21 protein-coding genes are annotated in these 23,586 nt (G+C 33.7%); 11 read left to right on the top strand and 10 right to left on the bottom strand.

Features of this window, described 5'->3' with window-relative positions; all coding sequences use genetic code 11:
- The first annotated feature begins 34 nt into the window (after window positions 1-34).
- From ccoS to C0512_RS09090, 9 genes are all read left to right on the top strand, one after another.
- Window positions 35-229: a cbb3-type cytochrome oxidase assembly protein CcoS gene (gene ccoS, locus C0512_RS09130; RefSeq protein ID WP_290860794.1), complete on the top strand. Its 195-nt coding sequence runs from the start codon at window positions 35-37 to the stop codon at window positions 227-229.
- 2 nt (window positions 230-231) lie between these two features.
- Window positions 232-2,424, top strand: a complete 2,193-nt coding sequence (gene ccoN, locus C0512_RS09125; RefSeq protein ID WP_290860792.1) for a cytochrome-c oxidase, cbb3-type subunit I — start codon at window positions 232-234, stop codon at window positions 2,422-2,424.
- Between the two features lie 7 nt (window positions 2,425-2,431).
- The gene (locus C0512_RS09120) at window positions 2,432-2,602 is read left to right on the top strand and encodes a CcoQ/FixQ family Cbb3-type cytochrome c oxidase assembly chaperone (RefSeq protein ID WP_290860790.1); all 171 of its coding nucleotides are present in this window, start codon (window positions 2,432-2,434) and stop codon (window positions 2,600-2,602) included.
- 24 nt (window positions 2,603-2,626) lie between these two features.
- The gene (locus tag C0512_RS09115) at window positions 2,627-3,586 is read left to right on the top strand and encodes a cbb3-type cytochrome c oxidase N-terminal domain-containing protein (RefSeq protein ID WP_290860788.1); all 960 of its coding nucleotides are present in this window, start codon (window positions 2,627-2,629) and stop codon (window positions 3,584-3,586) included.
- A gap of 53 nt (window positions 3,587-3,639) precedes the next feature.
- Window positions 3,640-5,058 carry a cytochrome c oxidase accessory protein CcoG gene (ccoG, locus tag C0512_RS09110; protein ID WP_290860786.1) on the top strand — a complete coding sequence of 473 codons (1,419 nt, stop codon included), beginning with the start codon at window positions 3,640-3,642 and terminating at the stop codon, window positions 5,056-5,058.
- Between the two features lie 65 nt (window positions 5,059-5,123).
- Window positions 5,124-5,570: a FixH family protein gene (locus C0512_RS09105; RefSeq protein ID WP_290860784.1), complete on the top strand. Its 447-nt coding sequence runs from the start codon at window positions 5,124-5,126 to the stop codon at window positions 5,568-5,570.
- A gap of 86 nt (window positions 5,571-5,656) precedes the next feature.
- Window positions 5,657-6,361: a sulfite exporter TauE/SafE family protein gene (locus tag C0512_RS09100; protein WP_290860782.1), complete on the top strand. Its 705-nt coding sequence runs from the start codon at window positions 5,657-5,659 to the stop codon at window positions 6,359-6,361.
- A gap of 193 nt (window positions 6,362-6,554) precedes the next feature.
- Window positions 6,555-6,980: a hypothetical protein gene (locus C0512_RS09095; protein WP_290860780.1), complete on the top strand. Its 426-nt coding sequence runs from the start codon at window positions 6,555-6,557 to the stop codon at window positions 6,978-6,980.
- 245 nt (window positions 6,981-7,225) lie between these two features.
- Entirely contained in the window at window positions 7,226-9,355 is a 2,130-nt protein-coding gene (locus C0512_RS09090) for a translation factor GTPase family protein (protein ID WP_290860778.1), read from the top strand.
- Between the two features lie 93 nt (window positions 9,356-9,448).
- Here C0512_RS09090 and hemN read toward each other — a convergent pair whose 3' ends face one another.
- The 10 genes from hemN to C0512_RS09040 all read right to left on the bottom strand — a co-directional run bounded on the left by hemN (window position 9,449) and on the right by C0512_RS09040 (window position 21,192).
- On the bottom strand, window positions 9,449-10,807 hold the full coding sequence (hemN, locus tag C0512_RS09085; RefSeq protein WP_290860777.1) for an oxygen-independent coproporphyrinogen III oxidase: 1,359 nt from the start codon (window positions 10,805-10,807) through the stop codon (window positions 9,449-9,451).
- Between the two features lie 169 nt (window positions 10,808-10,976).
- On the bottom strand, window positions 10,977-11,465 hold the full coding sequence (locus C0512_RS09080) for a hypothetical protein (protein ID WP_290860775.1): 489 nt from the start codon (window positions 11,463-11,465) through the stop codon (window positions 10,977-10,979).
- 87 nt (window positions 11,466-11,552) lie between these two features.
- The gene (locus C0512_RS09075; RefSeq protein WP_290860774.1) at window positions 11,553-11,924 is read right to left on the bottom strand and encodes a hypothetical protein; all 372 of its coding nucleotides are present in this window, start codon (window positions 11,922-11,924) and stop codon (window positions 11,553-11,555) included.
- Between the two features lie 71 nt (window positions 11,925-11,995).
- Window positions 11,996-13,816, bottom strand: a complete 1,821-nt coding sequence (locus C0512_RS09070) for a DUF349 domain-containing protein (RefSeq protein WP_290860819.1) — start codon at window positions 13,814-13,816, stop codon at window positions 11,996-11,998.
- Between the two features lie 425 nt (window positions 13,817-14,241).
- A complete protein-coding gene (locus tag C0512_RS09065) occupies window positions 14,242-15,018 on the bottom strand; it encodes a shikimate dehydrogenase (protein ID WP_290860773.1) in 777 nt (258 codons plus the stop codon).
- Window positions 15,011-15,667 (bottom strand): VTT domain-containing protein, encoded by a 657-nt coding sequence (locus C0512_RS09060; protein ID WP_290860772.1) that lies wholly within the window; start codon window positions 15,665-15,667, stop codon window positions 15,011-15,013. The genes C0512_RS09065 and C0512_RS09060 overlap by 8 nt, the downstream gene beginning before the upstream one ends.
- Window positions 15,668-15,706: 39 nt before the next feature.
- Entirely contained in the window at window positions 15,707-16,672 is a 966-nt protein-coding gene (locus tag C0512_RS09055; protein ID WP_290860771.1) for a DUF368 domain-containing protein, read from the bottom strand.
- Between the two features lie 72 nt (window positions 16,673-16,744).
- Window positions 16,745-18,142, bottom strand: a complete 1,398-nt coding sequence (locus C0512_RS09050; RefSeq protein ID WP_290860770.1) for a tetratricopeptide repeat protein — start codon at window positions 18,140-18,142, stop codon at window positions 16,745-16,747.
- 161 nt (window positions 18,143-18,303) lie between these two features.
- Window positions 18,304-19,488 (bottom strand): aspartate aminotransferase family protein, encoded by a 1,185-nt coding sequence (locus C0512_RS09045; RefSeq protein WP_290860769.1) that lies wholly within the window; start codon window positions 19,486-19,488, stop codon window positions 18,304-18,306.
- An 87-nt stretch (window positions 19,489-19,575) separates the two neighbouring features.
- Window positions 19,576-21,192, bottom strand: coding sequence for an OstA-like protein (locus C0512_RS09040; RefSeq protein ID WP_290860817.1), 1,617 nt, complete (start codon window positions 21,190-21,192; stop codon window positions 19,576-19,578).
- Between the two features lie 307 nt (window positions 21,193-21,499).
- Between C0512_RS09040 and C0512_RS09035 the strand changes: the two genes are divergently transcribed.
- Both C0512_RS09035 and C0512_RS09030 read left to right on the top strand, forming a co-directional pair.
- Complete coding sequence (locus C0512_RS09035; RefSeq protein WP_290860768.1) at window positions 21,500-22,915, top strand: fibronectin type III domain-containing protein; 1,416 nt, start codon at window positions 21,500-21,502, stop codon at window positions 22,913-22,915.
- A 363-nt stretch (window positions 22,916-23,278) separates the two neighbouring features.
- Window positions 23,279-23,586, top strand: a 308-nt coding sequence (locus C0512_RS09030; RefSeq protein WP_290860767.1) for a hypothetical protein, incomplete at its 3' end; no start/stop codon positions are given.

The raw sequence follows: 23,586 nt of genomic DNA, 5'->3' as shown, positions 1-23,586 counted from the left end.
AGGAATTATAATTTTGTTAACATAAATTTAAGGTATGAGCGTTATTTACATTTTAATATCAATAAGTATTATTGTGGCCATCTTTTTTTTATATGCCTTTATTCGGGCAGTAAAAGGCGGTCAATATGATGACGATTATACTCCATCTGTCAGAATGCTTTTTGACGATGAATTAATTAAAAATCCAAACAAAAATCAAATACAAACAACCGAAGAAAAACAAGTTTAATTATGGAGATGCAACAATTTTATTACGACAACAAAATTGTAAAGAAATTCCTTTATGCCAGTATCCTTTTTGGAGTGGTAGGAATGTTAGTAGGGCTAATTTTAGCCATTCTGTTTTTATTTCCCAACCTAACAGATGGAATATCCTTCTTAAGTTTTGGTAGATTGAGACCTTTACACACTAATGCAGTAATTTTTGCTTTCGTGGGGAACGCTATTTTTGCCGGCGTTTATTACTCATTGCAGCGATTATTAAAAACCAGAATGTACAGTGATTTATTGAGTAACATCAACTTTTGGGGATGGCAATTAATTATTGTGGCAGCAGCACTTTCTCTTCCGTTAGGTATTACATCCGGAAAAGAATATGCTGAATTAGAATGGCCTATTGATATAGCTATTGCTTTGATTTGGGTAGTTTTTGGACTTAATATGATTATGACAATTGTAAAACGTAGAGAACGTCATATTTATGTGGCGATTTGGTTTTACATCGCTACTTTTGTTACAGTTGCTGTTCTACATATTTTTAACAGTTTAGAGTTGCCGGTTTCTGCCTTAAAAAGTTATTCTGTTTATGCTGGGGTTCAAGATGCGTTAGTGCAGTGGTGGTATGGTCATAATGCAGTGGCATTTTTCTTAACTACACCATTCTTAGGCTTAATGTATTATTTTGTACCTAAAGTGGCAAATCGTCCGGTTTATTCTTATCGATTATCCATCATTCACTTTTGGTCTTTAATTTTCATTTACATTTGGGCAGGGCCTCACCATTTATTATATACTGCTTTACCGGATTGGGCTCAAAATTTAGGAGTTGTTTTCTCCGTAATGTTAATTGCACCTTCTTGGGGAGGTATGATTAATGGTCTTTTAACACTTCGTGGCGTATGGGATAAAGTTCGAACAGACGCGGTGTTGAAATTCTTTGTTGTTGGTATTACCGGTTACGGTATGGCGACTTTTGAAGGACCAATGCTTTCTTTAAAAAATGTGAATGCTATAGCTCACTTTACTGATTGGATTATTGCACACGTGCACGTAGGTGCTTTAGCTTGGAATGGTTTTATGACATTTGGTATGATTTATTGGTTAATACCACGAATGACTAAGACAAAATTATATTCCGAAAAATTAGCTAATTTCCATTTTTGGATTGGTACATTAGGAATTGTTTTATATTCGTTACCACTTTATGTAGCCGGTTTTACACAAGCTTCTATGTGGAAACAGTTTAATCCGGATGGAACATTAGTATATGGTAACTTCCTTGAAACAGTAACTCAAATTATGCCAATGTATTGGATGAGAGCTATTGGAGGCACATTGTATTTTACAGGTTTAATTGTATTAGTATTTAATGTTATTAAAACTGTTTCAGCTGGTTCAAAAGTTGAAGATGAATTAGCAGAAGCACCAGCCTTAGCAATTATAAGTGCAAAAAGACAAAAAGGTGAAAAATGGCATTCTTGGTTGGAAAGAAGACCAATCCAATTTATGTTATTATCAATTGTAGCGATTTTAATCGGTGGTATAGTGCAAATTATTCCAACCATTGTAATAAAATCAAATATTCCAACTATTGCAGCTGTTAAACCTTATTCTCCTTTAGAATTACAGGGTAGAGATTTATATATTCGAGAAGGTTGTGTAGGCTGTCACTCACAAATGATTCGACCATTCCGATCAGAAGTTGAACGATATGGCGAATATTCCAAAGCAGGAGAATATGTATATGATCATCCATTCTTATGGGGTTCAAAACGTACAGGTCCGGATTTACATCGTGAAGGTGGAAAATACAATGACAACTGGCATTTTAATCATATGTGGGATCCGCAAAGTACCTCTCCAGGTTCAATTATGCCGGGTTATAAATGGCTGTATGACAACAAAGCTATGGATCATTCCTTAATTGAGAAAAAAATGGAAGCGATGGTAACACTAGGCGTTCCTTATACTGATGAAGACATTAAGAATGCCAGAAGCAATATGGATGCACAAGCAGCCGGTATTGAAAAAAGTTTGTATGGTGATCCTGATTTTGTAAAATCATATGAGGAAAGTAAAAAGAATGCAAGCGTTAGAGGGGAAGAATTTGTACCAATGAAAGATAGAGAGATTGTTGCATTAATTTCTTATTTACAACGTCTTGGTAAAGATATTAAAGTGAAAGAAACAGTTCAGAATAAATAAGTAAAGTATGCTAAAGTTTGTTAAAGGACATATGGATAGCATCTCTGGGATAGAGATATATCCGATTATTTCGCTAAGCATTTTCTTTATCTTTTTTATAGTGCTTTTAGTATGGGTTTTTACCTATAGTAAATCTAAAATCAACGAATTGAGTGAAATGCCTTTAAATGAAGATTAATTAATAACCTCTTACAATTAAAAAATGAAAAAATTAATTCCATCATATGTTAGAGTTCCATTGATATTCGCCATCGTAATGGGGGCAATGGAATATTTTATTGATTCAGGCGATAAACCTGCCTTTATCAAGTTTCCAATGGTTGCTTTATTTTTAGGAGTATTTTTATTCTTATTAGTAGCCATTGAAATTGTTGTTAGTGCAGTGGATAAAGTAACCTATCATCTATTAACAGATGATCAGAAAAAACAATTAGAAGAAGCTCAATCATTGCCATTTACCGAAGGCAAATTCTATCAGGGAATAGTTCAAAAATTAACTCGATCAAAAGAGATTGAACAAGAACAAGATGTTATGCTTGATCATGATTATGACGGTATCAGAGAATTAGATAATGTATTGCCACCTTGGTGGGTTTATTTATTCTATATTACTATCGTTTTTGCTTTAGTTTATCTTGTTCGTTTTCATATAATGGGAGATTATACTCAAGCTGAAGAATTTGAAACTGAAATGGCTGTGGCAAGAGCTGAAGTTGAAAAATATAAATTAACTGCTCCGGATTTATTAGATAAAGAAAAAGTAACATTACTTACAGATGCCGGTTCTTTGGCAGAAGGTAAAAAGTTGTTCGAAACTTCTACTTGTATTGCTTGTCATAAACCAGATGGAGGTGGCTCAATTGGGCCTAACTTGACAGATGACCATTGGATTTTAGGTGGTGGAATCAAAAATGTTTTCAATACTATTATGGAAGGTGGACGCGAAGGAAAAGGAATGGTGCCTTGGAAAGCAACAATTAAACCCTCTGATATTCAAAAAATAGCAAGTTATGTAATTTCATTACAAGGAACTAATCCACCGGATGGAAAAGCTCCTGAAGGTGAAATCTGGGTAGATGAAAATGCTCCAAAAGTAGAAGGAGAGTCTACAACTCCCACTGATACAATAAATACCGCTGCCAAAGTTGTAGCGATTAAATAAAAAAAACTGCAAATCCCGATTTAGTCGGGATTTGCAAATTAAATACCATTTCAATGTCAACATTGCCAGAAGAAAGTTTCAGAGATAGTATTGGAACTATTAATAAAGAAGGAAAACGTGCTTGGGTATTCCCAAAGAAACCCAAAGGTCCTTTTTATGATAAAAGAAAGCTCTTGAGTTATTTCTTGTTAGCCTTTTTGTTATCAGCACCTTTTATTAAAATAAACGGACATCAGTTCTTGATGTTTAATGTTTTAGAAAGACGATTTAATATTTTCAGTTTCCCTTTTTGGCCACAAGATTTTCATTTATTTGTGGTTTCCATGATTATTGGAGTAGTTGGTTTGGCTTTATTTACAGTTGCTTTCGGACGAATTTTTTGCGGATGGTTTTGCCCACAAACTATTTTTATGGAAATGGTTTTTCGTCGCATCGAGTATTGGATAGACGGAGATAGGGGAGCTCAAATACGGTTACAAAAACAAGAGTGGAATGCAGAGAAGATTCGTAAAAGAGTGACTAAATGGATTGTGTTTTTCATCTTTTCTTTTTTGATTGCCAATGTGTTTTTAGCCTACTTAGTTAGTAGCGATAAGTTGTTACTTATGATTAAAGAAGGGCCTGCTTTACATACAAGTACATTAATAGCCTTGTTGATTTTTACGGCTGTTTTCTATTTTGTATTTGCTTGGTTCAGAGAACAAGTTTGTATTATTGCCTGTCCATATGGAAGAATGCAAGGAGTGTTATTAGATAATAAATCCATAAATGTGGCTTATGACCATGTTCGTGGTGAAAAGGAGTTAGGACGTGCCAAATTTAACAAGCAAGAAGACAGAGCAGCTACCGGAAAAGGAGATTGCATTGATTGTAAACTATGTGTCCATGTTTGTCCAACCGGAATAGATATTAGAAACGGAACTCAATTGGAATGTGTTAATTGTACTGCCTGTATAGACGAATGTGATACCATCATGGAAAGTGTAGGTTTGCCAAAAGGCTTAATTCGTTATGCCAGTGAAGATGAAATTGTAAAAAAAGAGAAATTTCAATTCACAACTCGCATGAAAGGTTATACGGCTGTATTAGCTATTCTAATCGGATTATTGATAGGAATGCTATTTTTGCGAAATGATGTTGAAGCCACAATTTTACGCTTACCGGGGCAATTATTTGAACATAAAGGAGAGAATATCAGTAATGTTTATACTTATAAAATCATCAATAAAACATCAAGAGAATTTAATCACGTTACTTTCAAATTAGTTCATCCTACCGGAAAAATAATTTTAGTTGGAAATCATGAAATAATTGTTCCAAAAGAAGGTCAAGCTAAAGGAACTATTTTTATTGAAATTAATCCTGCTTATCTAGAAGGCGATAAAATTAAAATTGATATTGAAGTTCATAATGGAGATGAAATTATTGAAACGGCCACCACAAACTTTATGGGACCAAGAAGTTTTAATTAATAATCTTTGTTTTAGATAACTGTTTTCTGATTTAAGTTTGATGTAAAATAAAAAAAAATAAAAAAATGAAAATAAATTGGGGAACCGGAATCGTCATTGCATTTGCATTATTCATAACCTTCATCTTGTATTTTGTTTTCAAAGTACAATCAGATAGTCAATATGACAATGAATTAGTAGTAGAAGAATATTATAAGCAAGAGCTCAAATTTGAAAACCAAATGACAAAAGAGCAAAATGCAATTGATATGACTGAAAAAATTAGTATAAGCACCTCAGAAGAAGGAATAAATATAACTTTTCCATCCGATTTAGATTTAACAAAAGTTACCGGAAAAGTGTCCCTGTATAGACCGTCTAACCAAAAGCTGGATTTTGAAGTTCCAATTTCTTTATCCGGTCCACATTTGCTCATACCTAAAAGTAATTTGGTTGGCGGTCGCTGGGACATTTCTTTGGATTGGTCTTATGATGGAAAAGATTTTCTAAACAAAAAAACAATATATTTTTAAATGGTAATGGGGAAAAGGTAAAGGGTAAAAAGGTAAGTAATCTATAACCCGTAACCCGCAACCCGCAACCTATAACCCTTAACTTCATGCTTTACACCGCATTACTTTTTGGATTAATAAGTAGTTTTCATTGCATTGGGATGTGTGGTCCGATTGCCATGATGCTTCCTATTGATAGAAGTAATCAAACAAAAAAAGTTCTTCAAATTTTACTCTATCATTTAGGTCGATTAACAGCTTATGGTATGTTGGGTTTGTTCTTCGGTATTCTTGGGAAAGGACTTTTCTTAGCCGGATTTCAACAAAAATTATCCATTTTCGTGGGAATCATGATGATTATATTTGTTATTGTTCCGGAGAAGAAATTAGCTCAGTATAATTTTTCAAAACCAATTTATAAATTAATTTCTAAAGTTAAAAGTCATTTAGGTGCCCAATTCAAACGAAAATCTCCCGATGCCTTATTTACCATCGGATTATTAAATGGGTTTCTTCCATGCGGATTGGTTTATGCGGCTCTTTTCGGAGCTATTGCTATGCAAAGTGAGCTTTTAGGTGTTGCTTATATGGTTTTATACGGAATTGGTACTATTCCTATGATGAGTGCTGTGGTATTACTTTCTAATTTCATCACAGTTCCGGTTCGAAACCGTATTCGAAAATTAATACCCATTGTTGTAATACTCATTGGAAGTTTATTTATTGTCAGAGGCATGGGACTTGATATTCCGTATATTTCACCAAACACAACAAGTTTGGTCGTTCAAGCCAATCCGGATTGTCATAATTGATGTTTGTTTATAATTTATATAATTTAAAATCTGCTTTAGCAGATTTTTTTAATTAAAGTGAAGTCTACAAGATTCTTCACTCTCAAAATTTGCTATAAAACTGAATAAATTTATAGCCTTTTTTATAAAATAAAATGATTTTTTATCAATTATAAGTAATTATGGATAAATAGCAGAATAATAACATGAAATCATGAAAAAAAATATTTTAATACTTTTATTGATAACAATATTAATAGGTTGTTCAAAAAATGAAACAACAGAAGAAACATCCGTGCCTGAAGAATTAATAGGTTCGTGGCAGTTCAAAGGAATTTATATTCATGATGTCTTTGATGAAAATGACATGCCACTTTATATGGCTTACGAAAATGGAGATATTATTACCTATAATAGTGATAATACTTTTATTCATTTACTACAAAACTATCAATACACAGGAACATTTTCTGTGGTTAATAGCAATATACTTAATTTTAATTATAATCCAAACCCAAATGGGATTAATAATAATGGTAGTTCTAAAATAACTTTGTTAACAGAAAATGAGCTAAGACTTTCTTGTCTTAATGAAGGTCCTTGTGATGTTATAAGGTATGAAAAAGTAGTTGCAGATTAAACTCCCTGCTTATCTCTTTTTTCTTTAAAGTGAAGTCTATAAGATTCTTAACTCTGAAAATTTACTGTAAAACTAAATAAATTTATAGCTTTTTATTTCAATAAAAATGATTTTTATCAATTATGAGTAATTACTGATAATCAAAAATTAGTTTAACATAAACTCCCTTTAACTGATTATTATCATATTTATTCTCATAATATATTTCGAAATTTGATATTGAAATAATTCTAAAAAACTATATTATGGCAAATTTCGATAGCAATCATGTAAAAAATGTAGTACTGTTGGGACATACCGGAAGCGGTAAGACCACTTTGGCTGAGTCAATGCTTTTTGAAGCAGGAATTATCAACCGAAGAGGTTCAATTGAAGATCAAAACACAGTGGGAGATTACTCCGATATGGAGCATGAAAAGGGTAAAACACTTTTTTCAAAATTAATGAATTCTAAATGGAGAGGATTCAAAATTAATATTTTAGACACACCCGGTTATGATGATTTATCCGGTGAGATAATTAGTGCGATGCGAGTAGCTGACTGTGGTTTGATGCTGCTCAATTCAAGAATGGGAGTTGAAGTTGGAACGGACATTATTTGGCAATACACCAATGATTACAAATTGCCTATGCTATTAGCCGTGAATCATTTAGATAATGATAAATCAGATTTCGATAAAACTATTGCTGAAGCGAAAGAACATTTTGGAAACCAAGTAGTGGTTGTTCAATACCCTATTAATCAAGGATTAAACTTTGATGCCGTGATTGATGTGTTGAACATGGTGATGTATAAATATTCCAAAGCTGGTGGAAAACCCGAAAAATTAGCTATTCCGGATGCTGAAAAAGAAAAAGCAAACCAATTGCATCAAGAACTTATTGAAACTATTGCCGGAAATGATGAAAATCTGATGGAACAATATTTTGAAAAAGGAGAGTTAAGTGAAGATGAAATGAAATCAGGTTTGCATCATTCCTTAATTAAACACGAATTGTTTCCTGTATTTTGTGTTTCTGCAAAATTGAATATGGGAGCCGGCAGATTGATGGGATTCATTGATAATGTTTGTCCATCTGCCTTTGAAATGCCAAAGCAAAAAACAATTGCCGGTGAAGAAATTAATTGCTCTGAAAAAGGAAACAAAGCTATTTTTGTTTACAAAACAGTTTCTGAACCACACGTTGGCGATTTGAGTTTCTTCAAAGTTCTCTCCGGTAAAATTAAAGTAGGAGATGATCTAACTAATGAAAATACCGGGCAAATTGAGCGGATTACTCAACTATTCGAAATGGAAGGGAATAAACGAATCCCGGTAGATGAATTAGTTGCCGGTGATATTGGAGCAACTCAAAAGTTGAAAAATACACATACCAATAATACCTTACATGAAAAAGGATTTCCGATTGAAATTACTCCCATTCAGTTCCCTAATCCTACCTACACAATTGCTGTGGAAGGAACCAAAAAAGGCGAAGAGGAAAAATTATCATCTGCTTTACATCAATTAGTGGAAGAAGATCCATCCATAAGAGTTGAAGTTTCTGCTGAATTAAGACAAACGTTAATTCATTGTCAAGGGGAACTACATCTTGCGGTTATCAAATGGAAATTAGAAAATGCCCATAAATTATCGGTTCGTTTTCAAAAACCAAAAGTAGCCTACCGTGAAACCATTCAAGGTGGAGCTGATACCGTTTACAGACATAAAAAACAATCAGGTGGTGCAGGACAATTTGGTGAAATATCCATGAAAATTGAACCTTGGTATGATGGAATGCCTGAACCAACCGGAGTTTCTATTCGTGGAAAAGAAGAAATTGAATTGGCTTGGGGAGGAAAATTAGTTTACTATAATTGTATTGTGGGAGGAGCTATTGATGCCCGTTTCCATCCTTCAATACTAAAAGGAATTATGGAAAAAATGCAAGAAGGTCCATTAACGGGTTCACATGTTCAGGATGTTCGTGTAATTGTGTATGATGGAAAAATGCATCCAGTAGACAGTAATGATTTGTCCTTTAAAATTGCCGGAATGATGGCCTTTAAAGAAAATTTTGTTAATGCCAATCCACAATTATTAGAACCCATTTATAAAGTCACCGTTACAGCTCCTGAAGAAATTACAGGTTCGATAATGAGTACCATTCAATCTCATCGTTCTATGGTGGAAGGAATGGATTCAGAAGGTCATTTTACCATAATCAAAGCTCAAATACCAATTGCTGAAATGCATGAGTTTACCGGTGATTTACGTTCGTTATCGCAAGGTCGTGCCAGAATTGCTATGGAATTTGATCATTATGAAAGTGTTCCTTATGAAATTCAAAATAAATTAGTAGCTGATTTTGCAAAAGAAGCTGTGGAAGTATAGTTTTTAGTTGAATATATTTCTTTAAACAAAACGCCCAAATGAAAATTTGGGCGTTTTTATATTTATTCTATAATCAAACTAAAAAAATAGTGATTAAACCGTCATCGAAAACAATTGTGTATCGGGAATATTGCGTGTCATTCGTAAATCAAATGCCATACAAATATTGCGAACAAACGCTTTTCCTTTTTCGGTTACTGTAATGGCATTTTCGGTGATTTGAACCAAACCATCGTTTTTCATTTCTTCTAATCGTCCCAAAACTTCCGGTATTTCAGAAAAATAGGTTCCATATTCAGCCCAAGTCGTGTGGAATTGGCACATTAAATTTAAAATGTGTTTACGGATAATTAAATCTTCAGATGTTAATATGTGACCTCTGAAAATTGGTAATTCATTTTGAGCTAAAAGATCATAATATTCTTCTAATGTTTTAACGTTCTGAGCAAAACTGTACCAACTATCACTTATTGAAGAAACTCCTAACCCTATCATTACTTGTGTTTTAGATGAGGTATAACCCATGAAGTTGCGATGTAAATTTCCATCTTTAAAAGAATGATATAAACTGTCTGTGGCTAAAGCAAAATGGTCCATTCCAATTTCATGATAGCCTTTTTCAGAAAGGTGTTTTTTACCTACTTCATAAAGCAATCTTTTTTCATCATCTTTCGGTAAATCTTCATCATTAAAGCCACGTTGACCATTTCCTTTTATCCAAGGCACGTGAGCATAGCTGTAAAAAGCCAATCGATCCGGCTGTAAGGAATTTGATTTATCAATAGTGTCAAGCACATCTTCAACTTTTTGAAAGGGTAAGCCAAAAATTAAATCGTGTCCAATGGAGGTATATCCAATTTCTCTTGCCCAAAAAGTAACTTTCGCCACATTGTGAAATGGTTGTATTCTATGGATGGCTTTTTGCACGGTTTCTGAATAATCTTGTACTCCAAAGCTCACTCTGCGAAACCCTAAATCATATAATTTTTGTAAATGTACTCGTGTGGTATTGTTGGGATGTCCTTCAAAACTAAATTCATGCTCTTCATGTCTAACAGCGTTTTCAAACAAACCATTAATCAATCGTTCCAGATTTTCAGGTGAGAAAAAAGTTGGGGTACCTCCTCCTAAATGGATTTCTTTTATAATTGGTTTCTTTGGTAATAATTCACAATATAATTCCCATTCTTTTAAAAGAGCTTCAATATAGGGATGCTCTACATCATGTCGTTTTGTGATTCGTTTGTTGCATCCGCAAAAAGTGCATAAACTTTCACAAAAGGGTAAATGAATATATAAACTGATGCCTTCTGCGGCATTGCTCTCTAAAAATGATTGTTGTAATGTTTCTTTCCATTTTGATAATGAAAAATGGGGTTCATCCCAATAAGGCACAGTTGGATAACTAGTATATCTTGGCCCCGGAACGTTATATTTTTGAATAAGTGACATTATTGTATTTATTTTACTGCAAAAGTTAAGATTTATTTGAATGTATTTCCAACTTAACTTTTTTCAATCAAAGCTAAAATACTATTCAAAGGTATAAGGGAAGACTTAAAATAAAAATGATAATTGTCATACAAAAAAAAGAGACTCCTTAAGAGTCTCTTTTTTTTAATTAAATGGTTTTATTTATAATCTCTAACCATTTTTCAGCCAGTTGATTGTCTCTAAAATAATTTAATTGAATAGGTTTTTCATATTCATAATCATAGAATTTCAAAGTTTCATCTTTTTGATTTTTGTTGTTGTGTAGCATTATCTCAACTTTGGTAATAAATTCTTTCTTGCTTTTAGAACCATCAAAGTGCTCAATTTCTCGAATAATTTTACTGTTACTTATTTCATTTAAATCAACATAAGTAACAATTTCTGGTTTGACATTCAAATCAATTAAAACAAGCTTTTTCTTCATTTCATTAAATGCGATTACTTTATTGTTTAATGATTCTCTTAAGCTAAATTCTTTTGAGTTTCCTTGATTAAATTGTTTTAAAATTGTTTCTATTTTAGATTTATTTTTATGTTGCGTACGAAGTAATAAGAAAATAGGCAATGCAGTAAGTAGGATTAAAAATAACCCAATAAGTGTGGTGGAAGTTTCCATTTTTTTTTTAATTTTTTGTTATAATTGAATAGTTGCTTTTAAGAAATTCTTAAAGCAAGTTGACTTTGTTCGAACAAAGAAGTTCAATTACCAGAAAAAATGAAAGGGAAAGAGGTTTTTCGAGACTTTTTCACATCGATTGTGGTCTTGTCTTGAAAGAAAAGTTCGAAATTTAGTAGGTAAAAATGTAACTTGTTTTTCAAATAAAAATTGAAAATGTTTCGAATACGTTGTTGTGTTTTCTTTAACAACAAATTGAATTTGACTTTCTGCAACTGATTGAAAAGTTCCAACCGATTTAATTGTTTCTACCGACTGCAAGCGTTGTTCAGTATCAATGCTTTTTTCTTTAGGAGTAGCTTGAGATTGCAACCCGAAAAGAAATAACATTAACAAACTTGCTAATAGGGCACTATTTTTTAACCATTTCACGTAACAAAAGTATTGTTTAGTTTGCATTAAATTGTTATTTTATTCATAAAAAAAACCATGCTGTTTGAGCATGGTTTTATATTCAATTTAAATGAAATTTATTCTTGTTTTAAATTTCTCAATTGTTTCAATTTATCTTTCCAGGTTTTCAATTCATCTTTGTGTTTTTCAATATTTTTGAAAACTTCTTTTACCAAAGGATTATCTTTTTTAGCATGAGTAAAAAATTGAATATTGTTTTCTAATTGGAAAATTTCCGATTGTACTTCTTCAATTTTTCTGATGATAAATATTTTTTCACTTTCGAGTTTTCGGTGATCATCGGAACCTGACAATTGCTCAAGCTTATTCGAGAAACGCATCATGTCGCCATCTTTTTTGCTCAAGCTTAATTTTTCAAATAAGGCATCTAATATTTTATTGAATTTTCCTTCCACATGTCTTCTCGAAAAAGGAACTTTTCCAAATGATTTCCATTGCTCTATGTGAGCTTTGATAGCCTCTAAATCTGCTTTATGTTCTCCTGTTAATTGGAAATCTTTCAAGGCATCTAAATAGGCTTTTTTCTTGTCAAATGCTTCAATTTCTTCTGAATTAGCTTCATTACGTGTAGCTTTCATTCGGTCAAAAAATTGATTGCAGGCATCTTTAAATTCTTTCCAAACCTTATCAGAATATTTTCTGGGCACATGACCAATTTGTTTCCACTCTTCCTGAATTTGTTTCATTAATGGTGTTGTGGCTGCAAAGTCTTCACTGACACTAAGTGATTTTGCCTTTTCAACTAAAGCCATTTTTTTGCTTAAGTTGTCATTTTGTTCTTTTTTAATGTCTTTATAAAAGGCATTTTTGTGTGAATTAAAGTTACGAACGGCTGTTTTGAATTCAGCCCAAGTAGCTTCATTTATTTCTGATGGAACTTTACCGGCAGAAAAGAAGGCATTGCGTAAAGCTTCCACTTTTTCAATCAACCCTTGCCATTGCGAATGTGCTGTAACTTCTTCCGTAGCTAGCTTTTCAATTTCAGCGATGATTTCTTTTTTCTTTTCTAAATTAGCAGTTTCTTTTTCACGTTGATTTGCAAATAAACCTTCTCGTTTATCGTGCATTTGTTTTGTTAAGGCACTAAACTGATTCCAAATTTCTTCGCGGTGTTCACGATCAACCGGACCTATTTCTTCTTTCCAAATGCGGTGTAAATCTTGAAGCTCTCTAAAAGCTTTGGTAATATCAACTTCATTTACCAATTCTTCAACTCGGGCAATAATTTTTTGTTTTAACTCCAAATTATGTTTGAAATCTAAGTCTCTTGCCTCACGGTCTAAGTGTAAATAATCATAGAAATTTTCAACATGAAAATGATAATTATTCCAAACATGATTGTATTTGTCTCTTGGAATTGGTCCAATTGTACGCCATTCTTCTCGTAATTCATTAAAAATTTTCAAAGTATCCTTAATGTTTTCTTGCGGATTGATTAGGTTTTTTATTTCCTCTACAATGGCTAGTCGGCGATCAAGATTGGCATTTAAATTGTTTTGCAAGCTTTTAAAGTGAGCATTCTGCTTTCCTTTTAATTGCTTGTATAAGGTATCAAATTTTGATTTTAAAGGCAAATGATACTCAAAGTCTTCTGTTGAATCAGGATTTTCAGCTTTAAATTCATCTTTCTTTTCTTCAATAAAATGATGGTATTTTGCTAGAAATTCTTTTTTAATTTCTTCTACATGTTCTTTTACAGACATCACTTTTTCAACCGCTGTCAGTTTTTCCAATTCATCAACCAATGCGTCCATCGATAAGGAAGCATATTCTAACATAGGTATGTTGTGACGTTCCTTTAGCGTTTCATCTTCACTTTCTTCTGCATTCGATTCATCGATAGCATTCAAAGCTATTTGATGTCCATTTTCTGACATTGGAGAATCGTCTGCAAGTTCTTGAGCTGAAATTGTAGTAACCGCTTCTTCTTCTACGACTTCATTCGCATCAAGAACAACCTCATCAAGTTCTGATGATTCTGTTGCTTCCATTGCTTCCGTAACCTCATTAACTGTAGTTTCAGAATTCATTTCTTTAACGGTTTCAACTGACTCATCTACAATCGGTTGAGCGTCATAAGTAATTTCAATTACTTCTTGAATATCGTTTTGTGAAACGTTTTCTTGGTTTCCGTCTGTCTCATTTTCAATTGGCGACAGGTTATCATTCTTTTCTTCTAACATTGTAAAAATGTGTAAGGTTCATATTATAGAGGCGAAAGATACTAAACACTAGGCAAAATTCAAAGAAATCAAACCATTTATAACTTTAATTGCGGTATTTAAAATGAAGTTTTACTATTTTAAATGGCAGTATCAGTACTTCTAAAGGTAGAAATACTCTTTTTATTCCAAATTTTCCAACCTTTTTCAGCTTGCAAAACGAGCATTTCATAGCCATTTTTTGTAACTGCACCTTTTGATTTAGCGTGTTTTAAAAAAAGGGTTTCTTCAGGATTGTAAATTAAATCATAAGCAATATGTTCCGGTGTGAAGTAGTCATATGGAATTGGCGGACATTCTTCTATGTTGGGATGAGTTCCCAGTGGAGTACAATTTATAATGAGCTGATAATTATCAAAGGTGGTGGCATTGATGTATTTGTAATCTAGAGCATTTTCTTTTTTACTTCTGGAAACAAAGGTGTATAAAATCCCTAATTCTTCTAAAGCAAATGCTACGGCTTTTGAAGCTCCACCGGTGCCTAAGATTAGTGCTTTTTGATGATGAGGTTGTAACAACGGTAGGATTGATTTTTTAAATCCGTAATAGTCGGTATTGTATCCTTTTAATTTCCCGTTTTTTGTAAATTTAATACAATTAACAGCCCCGATTTTATGAGCATTTTTTGAAAGTTTGTCTAAATAGGGTATTATTTTTTCTTTATATGGAATAGTGATGTTTAATCCACTTAACGTTGGATTTTCTCTCAATAATTTTGGAAATTGTGAAATCGCTGATAAATCAAAATTTTCGTAGGAACAGTCGCTCAGTTGTTCTTTTTCAAACTTTTCCGTAAAGTATTTTTTTGAAAAGGAATAACCGATATTTTTTCCGATAAGACCAAATAATTTATTCATTTTTCACTTTCTTTCGGGGTAAAAACTGTTTGATTAATGGAATGTTTGCTACAATTATGATGAGGATGATAAACTTTTCTAAATGCTCTTTTACATAATCAATTTGTCCTAAAAAATAACCCAATAAACTAATGGCAGCAACCCAAAGAAAAGCTCCAAAAAAACTGAATTTTAAAAAGGTTTTATAAGGAACATTGGTCGCTCCGCTCAAAAATGGCACTATTGTTCGAACTACCGGAATAAAACGAGCCATAATTATTGAGTTTTTCCCGTGTTTATCAAAAAATTGCTGGGCTCTAAGAATATGGCTTTTTCTGATAATAAATGTTTTTTCACTATTTAAGATAAAAGTCCCAAACCGCTTCCCTACATAATAATTTAAATTATCGCCTAATAAGGCTGCAAAAATTAAAAGCGGAACAACGATAACAATATCTAATTCTCCGCGTGCTGCAATCATTCCAATGGCAAAAATCAGTGCATCACCGGGTAAAAAAGGCATTAAAAATGACATCACAATTAATCCTGTTTCGGCAAAGACCAGGAAAAATAAAATAGCATAAATCCAACTATCATATTTTTCAATTAGCTTTGAAAGAATCTGATCCGGCTGCGATAAAAATTTTATCAGTAAATCAAGAAAATCCATTTAATTTGTTTTTGTTCATTCTTCAGCCAAAATCTTTTCTTATTTCGAAAATTTTGCTCCTACTTTTTCTACGATAAAAATAGTTAAAAATCCGGCAATCATCAAAAGTATGGCAACCAATAATAGGTTGTCACCTTCAAAATTTTGAGGTAGTATGCTTTTTTCCATAAAAGCCACTTCGTTTCCATGAGAGTCGATTCGGGTAGATAATACTTTTTTCCATGGCCAGACTTTGTTTAAAGAGCCTAGCATAAATCCGGTTAGCAATGCCATCGTGGTATTTCTATGATGATCAAACATCCAATGTAATACTTTTGAAAACAATTTCAGTCCAAGAATTGCACCGATAGCAAAGGTTCCTAATTTTAGAATCGACTGAACTAAAAGTTCTATATTAAACGTTAGTAAGGCTTCTCTAAAAATATTAATGGTTCCAATAACAACACTATAGGAGCCCATTAATACCAAAATAAAAGCTCCCGAGATTCCCGGTAATATCATCGCAATAATTGCAATAAATCCCGATAAGAATAAATACGGATAACTATCAGGTGAGGCCACCGGTTCTGCAATCGTGATATAATAAGAAAGCACAGTTCCAAGTATAAAAAAGGAAATTGAGCCTATTGAAAATTTATCAATTTGTTTCCCCACAAAAAAGATGCTGGCAATCACCAATCCAAAGAAAAATGACCACACCATGATGGGTTGTGTGGCTAATAAATGCGTGATGATTTTTGAAAAAGTCAAAATACTAATGAAAATTCCGGAAAGTAAGGCCAACAAAAAACTTCCATTGATTTGTTGCCAAGCAATTTTAAATCCGTTTTTTTTCCAAGAGGAGAAAAAGGTAAAATCTACTTTGTTAATTGTATCAATCAGTTCTTGATAGATACCTGAGATAAAAGCAATTGTTCCACCGGAAACACCCGGCACTACATCGGCAGCACCCATGGCTAATCCTTTAAGAGTAATTAGAAAGTAATCAGGAAAAAATTTTCTCATAAAAAAAGCGTTCCGCTTTTGGAAACGGAACGCAAATTAGGGAAAATTTTTAAAAGTATGTTGGAAATTATGCTAAGATTTTAAATGTTTGGTAATTACATTTTGAACAATTTTTCTATCCCAAACTACCGGAAATAATTCTTGTAAAACGGTTCTGTTTTTAGCATTTATCCGTAAACCGTTATTCAAATGAATTTTACCTTTTTCGTTTTGCTGTAACATATAATACATTCCGGCCAAACGGTATTCTACTTCATATTGCTCAGGGAAATATTCTGCTGCTTGCACTAAGGTTTGGATAGCACTGTCAAATTCACCTAAAAACTGCAAAATATCTACCCAAAATAACCAGGTGTCTAATTGATAATCACCAAATTCTACTGCTTTTCGGTAACCAAATTCAGCTTCTTCATAAAAATTCATTTGGCGGTTAATGGTTGCATACCGTTTCCAATACAACTGATTTTCATTATCAATGGCCAATGCTTTGTTGACATAAAATAAGGCTTTTTGATAATTTTTTAAACGGATGTAAAAATCGGTAATTGCTATCCAACCTTTGTCTAACAAAGGATCTTCATGAACAGTTTTGTTGTAATATTTGATGGCTTCAGCTTTGTTGCCTAATTTTTCATAACATTTCCCGATGCGTAATAAAGCATAGGAGGTTGGATCTTCTAATTCAATGGTTCGTTGAAAAGCTTCAATGGCTTCTTCAAACCGTTTGAGTTTTTCGAGTGATTTACCCTTTTCCATGAAGGCTCCAATAAATTCGTCATCAATCAAGGTAGCATAATCAAAACAACGCAAAGCATTTTCATAGTTTTTGATGCTGTAACTTAATCGACCTTGTTGATGCCAGGCAATTTCACTGAAGGGATTTTTCTCAATATAATTTTCTAAATAATCAATAGCTTCCTTTTGTTGGTCTAAAAATTCAAAACAATAAACTACATTATATAAGGCAGATTGGTCCTCGATGTCAACTTCTAAACATTTTATAAAATTGTATTTTGCTAACTCTAAATTATCCATAAAGAGATATTCCATTCCCATTAAATTATAGACATCAGCAAAATCATCGGTAAATTTTAGTGCTTTTTCTAATTCTTCAATGGCTTTTTCGTGTTGGTCACGTTTGGAATAAATATTCGCTTTTTGAATGAATATTTCTTCATTGTGTGGTTCAATGGCATACAACTCGTTAAGCATTTTTTCGGCAATTTCGAGCTTGTCGTCATAAATCAACATTTCGATTTGTACCAATTTTAAACCGGTAGATTTCGGATGTTGTTCAAGAGCTAATTTCAGGGCTTTTTTAGCCAGAGATGCTTTTCCCATATCGAGGTAATGAAGAATAATTTCTTCAAACTCTTCTGAATCAAAAAACAAAACTTTATTAGTTTTGAGCATCGATTCAAATTTCGATAAGGATATGTTATAATCGTCTTCTTCGTGACTTAAATGCATACTCGATTTTTTAAAATTATCCTACAATAAAAATAGGAAAGGAATAGCTTTTTTCAATTTTATCCGCGAATTGTTGTAAACAATTTAATTAACAACTTTTTTTGAGGTAAATGGTGATTAGAAATTGATAAAGGTTTCTATGATTTAAAGACCTTTTTCATTTAACCCATTGCCAATTCATCCAAAGCTTCTAACATAATCGCACAACCTTCTCGAATTTCTTCTTCTGATATCGTGAGGGGAGGAGTGATTCTAATCGCCCTACCTTCAAAAAGTAACCAGAATAGAATTAATCCCTTGTCTTGGCATTTGAAAATTACTTCATTTGTAATTTCGGGTGTTTCAACCATTGCCGCTAACATGAGTCCTTTTCCTCTTACTTCTTGTATCAAAGGGTGTACCAAAAGTTCACGAAACAGTTTTTCTTTCACTAAGGTTTGCGGAATAAGGTTGGTTTCCGTGACCTCCCGCAAGGTAGCTAAACAAGCTGCCGCAATGACAGGATGTCCGCCAAAGGTCGTAATATGTCCTAATTTCGGATTATTACTCAGTAAATCCATGTATTCTGCTTTTGCTGTAAAGGCACCAACGGGCATTCCGCCGCCCATTCCTTTACCCATAATCACGATATCGGGAACTACTTCATAGTTTTCAAATCCGAATAATTTTCCGGTTCTTCCGAAACCGGGTTGTATTTCGTCTATGATTAAAAGTGCTCCAACTTCATCACAGCGTTCTTTTATTTTTCGTAAAAAGCCGTTTTCCGGTTGAATAAATCCGGCTCCTCCCTGAATGCTCTCCAAAATAACACCTGCTGTTTTGGTTGTTATTTTTTGAATGTCTTCTTCGTTATTAAACGTGATGAAGTCCACATCGGGAAGTAATGGTCTAAATACTTGTTTTCGTTCTTCAAATCCCATCACACTCATAGACCCCATCGTGTTGCCGTGATAAGCATTGTGACAAGAAACCAAATGACTGCGTCCCGTGACTCTTCTGGCCAATTTCAAGGCTCCTTCCGTGGCTTCGGTTCCTGAGTTTACTAAATAGGTTTTATTCAGCGGTTCAGGCATATTTTCTGCCAACAGTTTGCAAAATTCAACGGCAGGATGTTGAGCATATTCGCCATACACCATAACATGTGAATATTTGTCCAATTGGTCTTTAATGGCTTGATTTACTCTCGGATGTTGATGCCCTAAACTACAGGCTGAAACGCCGGCTACAAAATCTAAATATTTTTTTCCTTTTGTGTCAAAAATATAAGAACCTTTTGCATAGGAAACTTCCATGGCAAGAGGGTAGGGAGAGGTTTGAGCTTGGTATTTTAGAAAATCTTCTTTCATTTTTAGGGTTGCGAGTTGCGGGTTGCGAGTTGCGAGTTGCAGGTTACTAGTAAACTTTCAACTCGCAACTCGCAACCCGCAACATTGCTAACTGTCTTTTTTCTTTTCTTCTACTTCTAATGATTCTTGGCGAACATCCATTGGAACATTTTCTTTTTCTGCTTCAACTTTAGTTTCCTGTTTCATTTTTTCATCATATTCATTTTCTTCCGGCGGAAAAATGTCTTCTTTTGATTTTATTCGCTCCTCGCCACGCCAAATAAAGCCACGTAGTTTTCGGGCATTTTCAGGCAAATCTTTTTCAGGATATATTTCACCATCCACTTGTGTAAAAAAGGTGATGGTATCAATTTGATTACCGTCTAAAGTCATGTTAATGCTACTGCTTGCACTTTTGTTAATACCAATGAGTTCCTGTTCATCATTCCGCATATAATAAATAACTTCGGTGTTTTTAACAACATCTACCTCATAGAGTTTATTGTCACGAAATTTACCATATAAATTTTGTCCCTTTACCTGATTGTAGCCGGAGCCAATGGTATCTTTTGAGGCAATAAAAGTATTGTTGAGCACTTTTAACGAATCTAATTTTTCTGTTTCTTTATTAGAAATCAAATGCATGATATCGCCGGTCATTTGATTGTCATAATTCCACATCACCGGATTGCCAATGAGTTTTGTCAAACCGGTTTTTTCAGAGGAATGGAGTGAATCACATTTCCCACTCATGTCTGTTTTATAAAAGCGAACATTCGTATAACCTCGAATCACTCGTTCCTCCGGTTTTCCGGTTACGACTAATTTTTTTCCATGAATGTAGAGCGTGTCTTTTTCTACTAAAGTCATAGCAACCGCTCTTTTGGTCATCATCAAGGAATCTTTTGCTTTATAAACCTCACCATAATGGCCTTTCACAATACTGTTATTGATGGAGTCGGTTACTTTTACATTTCTGGTAGCAGAGGCAAATTCACGATTACGATCATAATACAAACTATCGCCTTCAATTAATCGATTATTATATTTGATATAGGAGTTTTTGACAAAATGAGCTAAATTCTTTTTAGTATCATAAAAACCTTTCTCAGTATAAATAAAATTCTCTTTACTGGTGATGGTCGATGCTCCAAAAAGATAGGCATGACCTACATTTTCATAGTAATCTAAATGATTGGTTTTGATTACTGATTTTGGATTTGTAATGGTTACCGCATTTCTAAATTGATACATTTTTTTTTGTACAACATACGTTCCCGCTTGGCTGGTTAACACATTTTCTTTGTCATTGATGGTGCCGCCGGTTTTATAATAGGCTTGTTGTGTATTTCTGTCAAAATTTAAAATTTCCGATTTTAAAGTAGAACTGGGCGAAGTCATAACAACGTTACCGGACGCATAGGCTTGTTTGTTCTCACCATTATATTCAGCATAAGTGCTTGTCATCGTTATCGTATCGCCTTGAACCATGCGAACGTCGCCAAATGCTTTGAGGTAGTTTTCTTTTTTAAATAAATAGGCCTTGTTGCAATATAAAATGGCTCCTTCATGGCTCACTCTCACATTCCCGGTCAGCAAAATAGCATCCGGATAGAGGTTTTCATCTACATCAAAAAATTCAGAGTATTCCACAAAGATTTCCTTGTTCTTTTGGGCGTTTGCCTGCAAAAACGGAAAGGAGATAAAAAGAACAAATAAAAAGATTCTCAAGAGTAAATTTTTTTTGTCAAAATTACTAAAATTGAGGGAAGGACAATACGTCTTAGGAATAATTTAGGCATACCCCCAAACCACAGTCTTTAATGTGCCCGTATTTCAAACAAAATAAACCGCTCAACGAGCCTTTTTTACCCCGATAATCCCATCAAAAATTCGAAATCAATGTCCTTCAACCCCAACCTCTTTAACATCATTACACAGCCGAATGGAATCTTAAGATTCGCTTAAGATTCGCTTAAGAATTCATTACCAGCAGATTGAATAAACCTAAAATGTTAATTTCGAACTCGAAATGAAACAGTCAAATGTTTCCATCAGCGACAGTTCCCGTATGAAAACTAAATACACCCTTTTATTACTAGCCATCATTTGTATTCAATTTTCTGTTGCTCAAGTGGGTATTGGAACAACAAACCCAAATCCATCGGCTCAATTAGACATTACTTCGTCAAATTCCGGTTTAGTTATTCCTAGGTTAACTACAGCACAACGAAATGCCATACTATCACCGGTAATTTCACTATTAATCTACAACAGTACGACTGATTGTTTAGAAATGTTTGCTGCAACAGGCCAATGGGTTAGTTTAGGTTGCGGATGTCAATTACCGGGAGCTTTTGCAGCCACAAATGCGTCCGGTATTTTAGCAACGGGTTTCACAGCAAATTGGAATTCCAGTGCAGGAGCAAATTCATATTATTTAGATGTTTCTACGGTTTCAAATTTCTCATCTTATGTTCCAGGATATAATAATTTGAATGTAGGTAATGTAAATACCTTTAATGTTTTAGGATTGACTTGTAATACTACCTATTACTACAGAATCAGAGCTAATAATTCGTGTGGTACTAGTGCCAATTCAAATACAATAAATGTCACAACTACAGCTTGTAGTTCATGTGTTGATGGAACTGGTGGAATTATAACTCACGTTGGAGGAAATACAATTCATACCTTTCTTACTTCAGGCACTTTTACTCCAGGATGTGCAGAAAATATTAAAATATTAGTAGTAGCAGGCGGTGGCGGTGGCGGAACCGGCGGTGGCGGTGCAGGTGGATTAATTTATAATGCTTCATTTCCGGTAGCTGTTACATCCTATGGAGTAACTGTCGGATCTGGTGGTAATGGTGGAATTGGTAGTCCAACTTATTCTGCGGGTATGAATGGAGGGAATTCTGTGTTTTCAACGTTAACTGCAATAGGCGGTGGTGGAGGTGCTTTCTTATGCTCAAATGGACTAGCTGGTGGTTCGGGTGGCGGTGGTGCTTCTTGCGGAAATACAACGGTATATTTAGGTGGAAATGGAACTGCCGGTCAAGGCAATAAAGGAGGAAACAATAATGGAATAAATATGACACCCTATTATCCCGGTGGAGGTGGAGGTGCCGGTGCTGTTGGAGCAAATGGTACTGGAAGTGCCTCAGGTGTTGGGGGAATTGGTTTGTCCTATGCAATCTCGGGTGTAGCTACATATTATAGTGGTGGTGGAGGTGGTGGAATTTTTACTTGTTGCGGCGGTGGTGCATGGAATGGAGCATTAGGTGGTTTAGGTGGAGGAGGAAATAGCGGTATTAATGTACCTCCAACGAATGGAGTTTCAGGCACTCCAAATACAGGCGGTGGCGGAGGCGGAACAGGAGACTATTCAAAAAATGGTGGATCGGGAGGCTCAGGTATTGTAATTATTAGTTATCCTTATCATTAAGCAAACTTCTGCTTTCTAAAATTTAAAATAACCTTTAGTGAAAGCCTCACACTCAAACCCACAATCTTTGCATTGACAAAAACAAACCCTCACTTTTCAAAATAATTACTTTTTCAAATTCTTGTGCTTTGCAAGATAAAAGATTAAAAATTAAGGCAAAGATTAGTATGTTTTTCATTTTTTCAAAGGTAAAATAGAACTCAAAGTTATTGAAAACTTTATGGTGCTTTAAATTGGAAGGTCTGTTGAGCGATGTTTTTTTCAATTTTCGGCTTCAATTTTAGGATTAATTCAACTTTTAAATCTTCAGAATTTACTTTTGAGTAATTTTGTATGAGCTCAAATTTAAAAAAATATTGTAATATGATACAATTTGAAATATACAGAGATAGTACTAAAGAAATTTATGCAGATGATATTCCTGAATTTTCAGCTTCTGAATATTGGGGAAATTTGAGTAATAAGGTTTTATTTATATTTGACAGATTAGATTATCTCAATGATACTTTGATTTCAATATGTGAAAAAGTAAAAATTTATAATTATAATTTCAAAAATAGAAATGGTTTAACTAGCAAAAAAGTTAAGATTACACCATATATCGAAATTATACACGTTATGTCCGATTTAAGAATGATAGTAGATGAATTAATAGCTTTGCTTTACATTGT

This window comes from Flavobacterium sp., from assembly GCF_013822155.1.
Classification (GTDB): Bacteria; Bacteroidota; Bacteroidia; order Flavobacteriales; family Flavobacteriaceae; genus Flavobacterium.
Note: the sequence above shows the minus strand (reverse complement) of the source record. Positions and strands in the feature narration are given on the sequence as shown.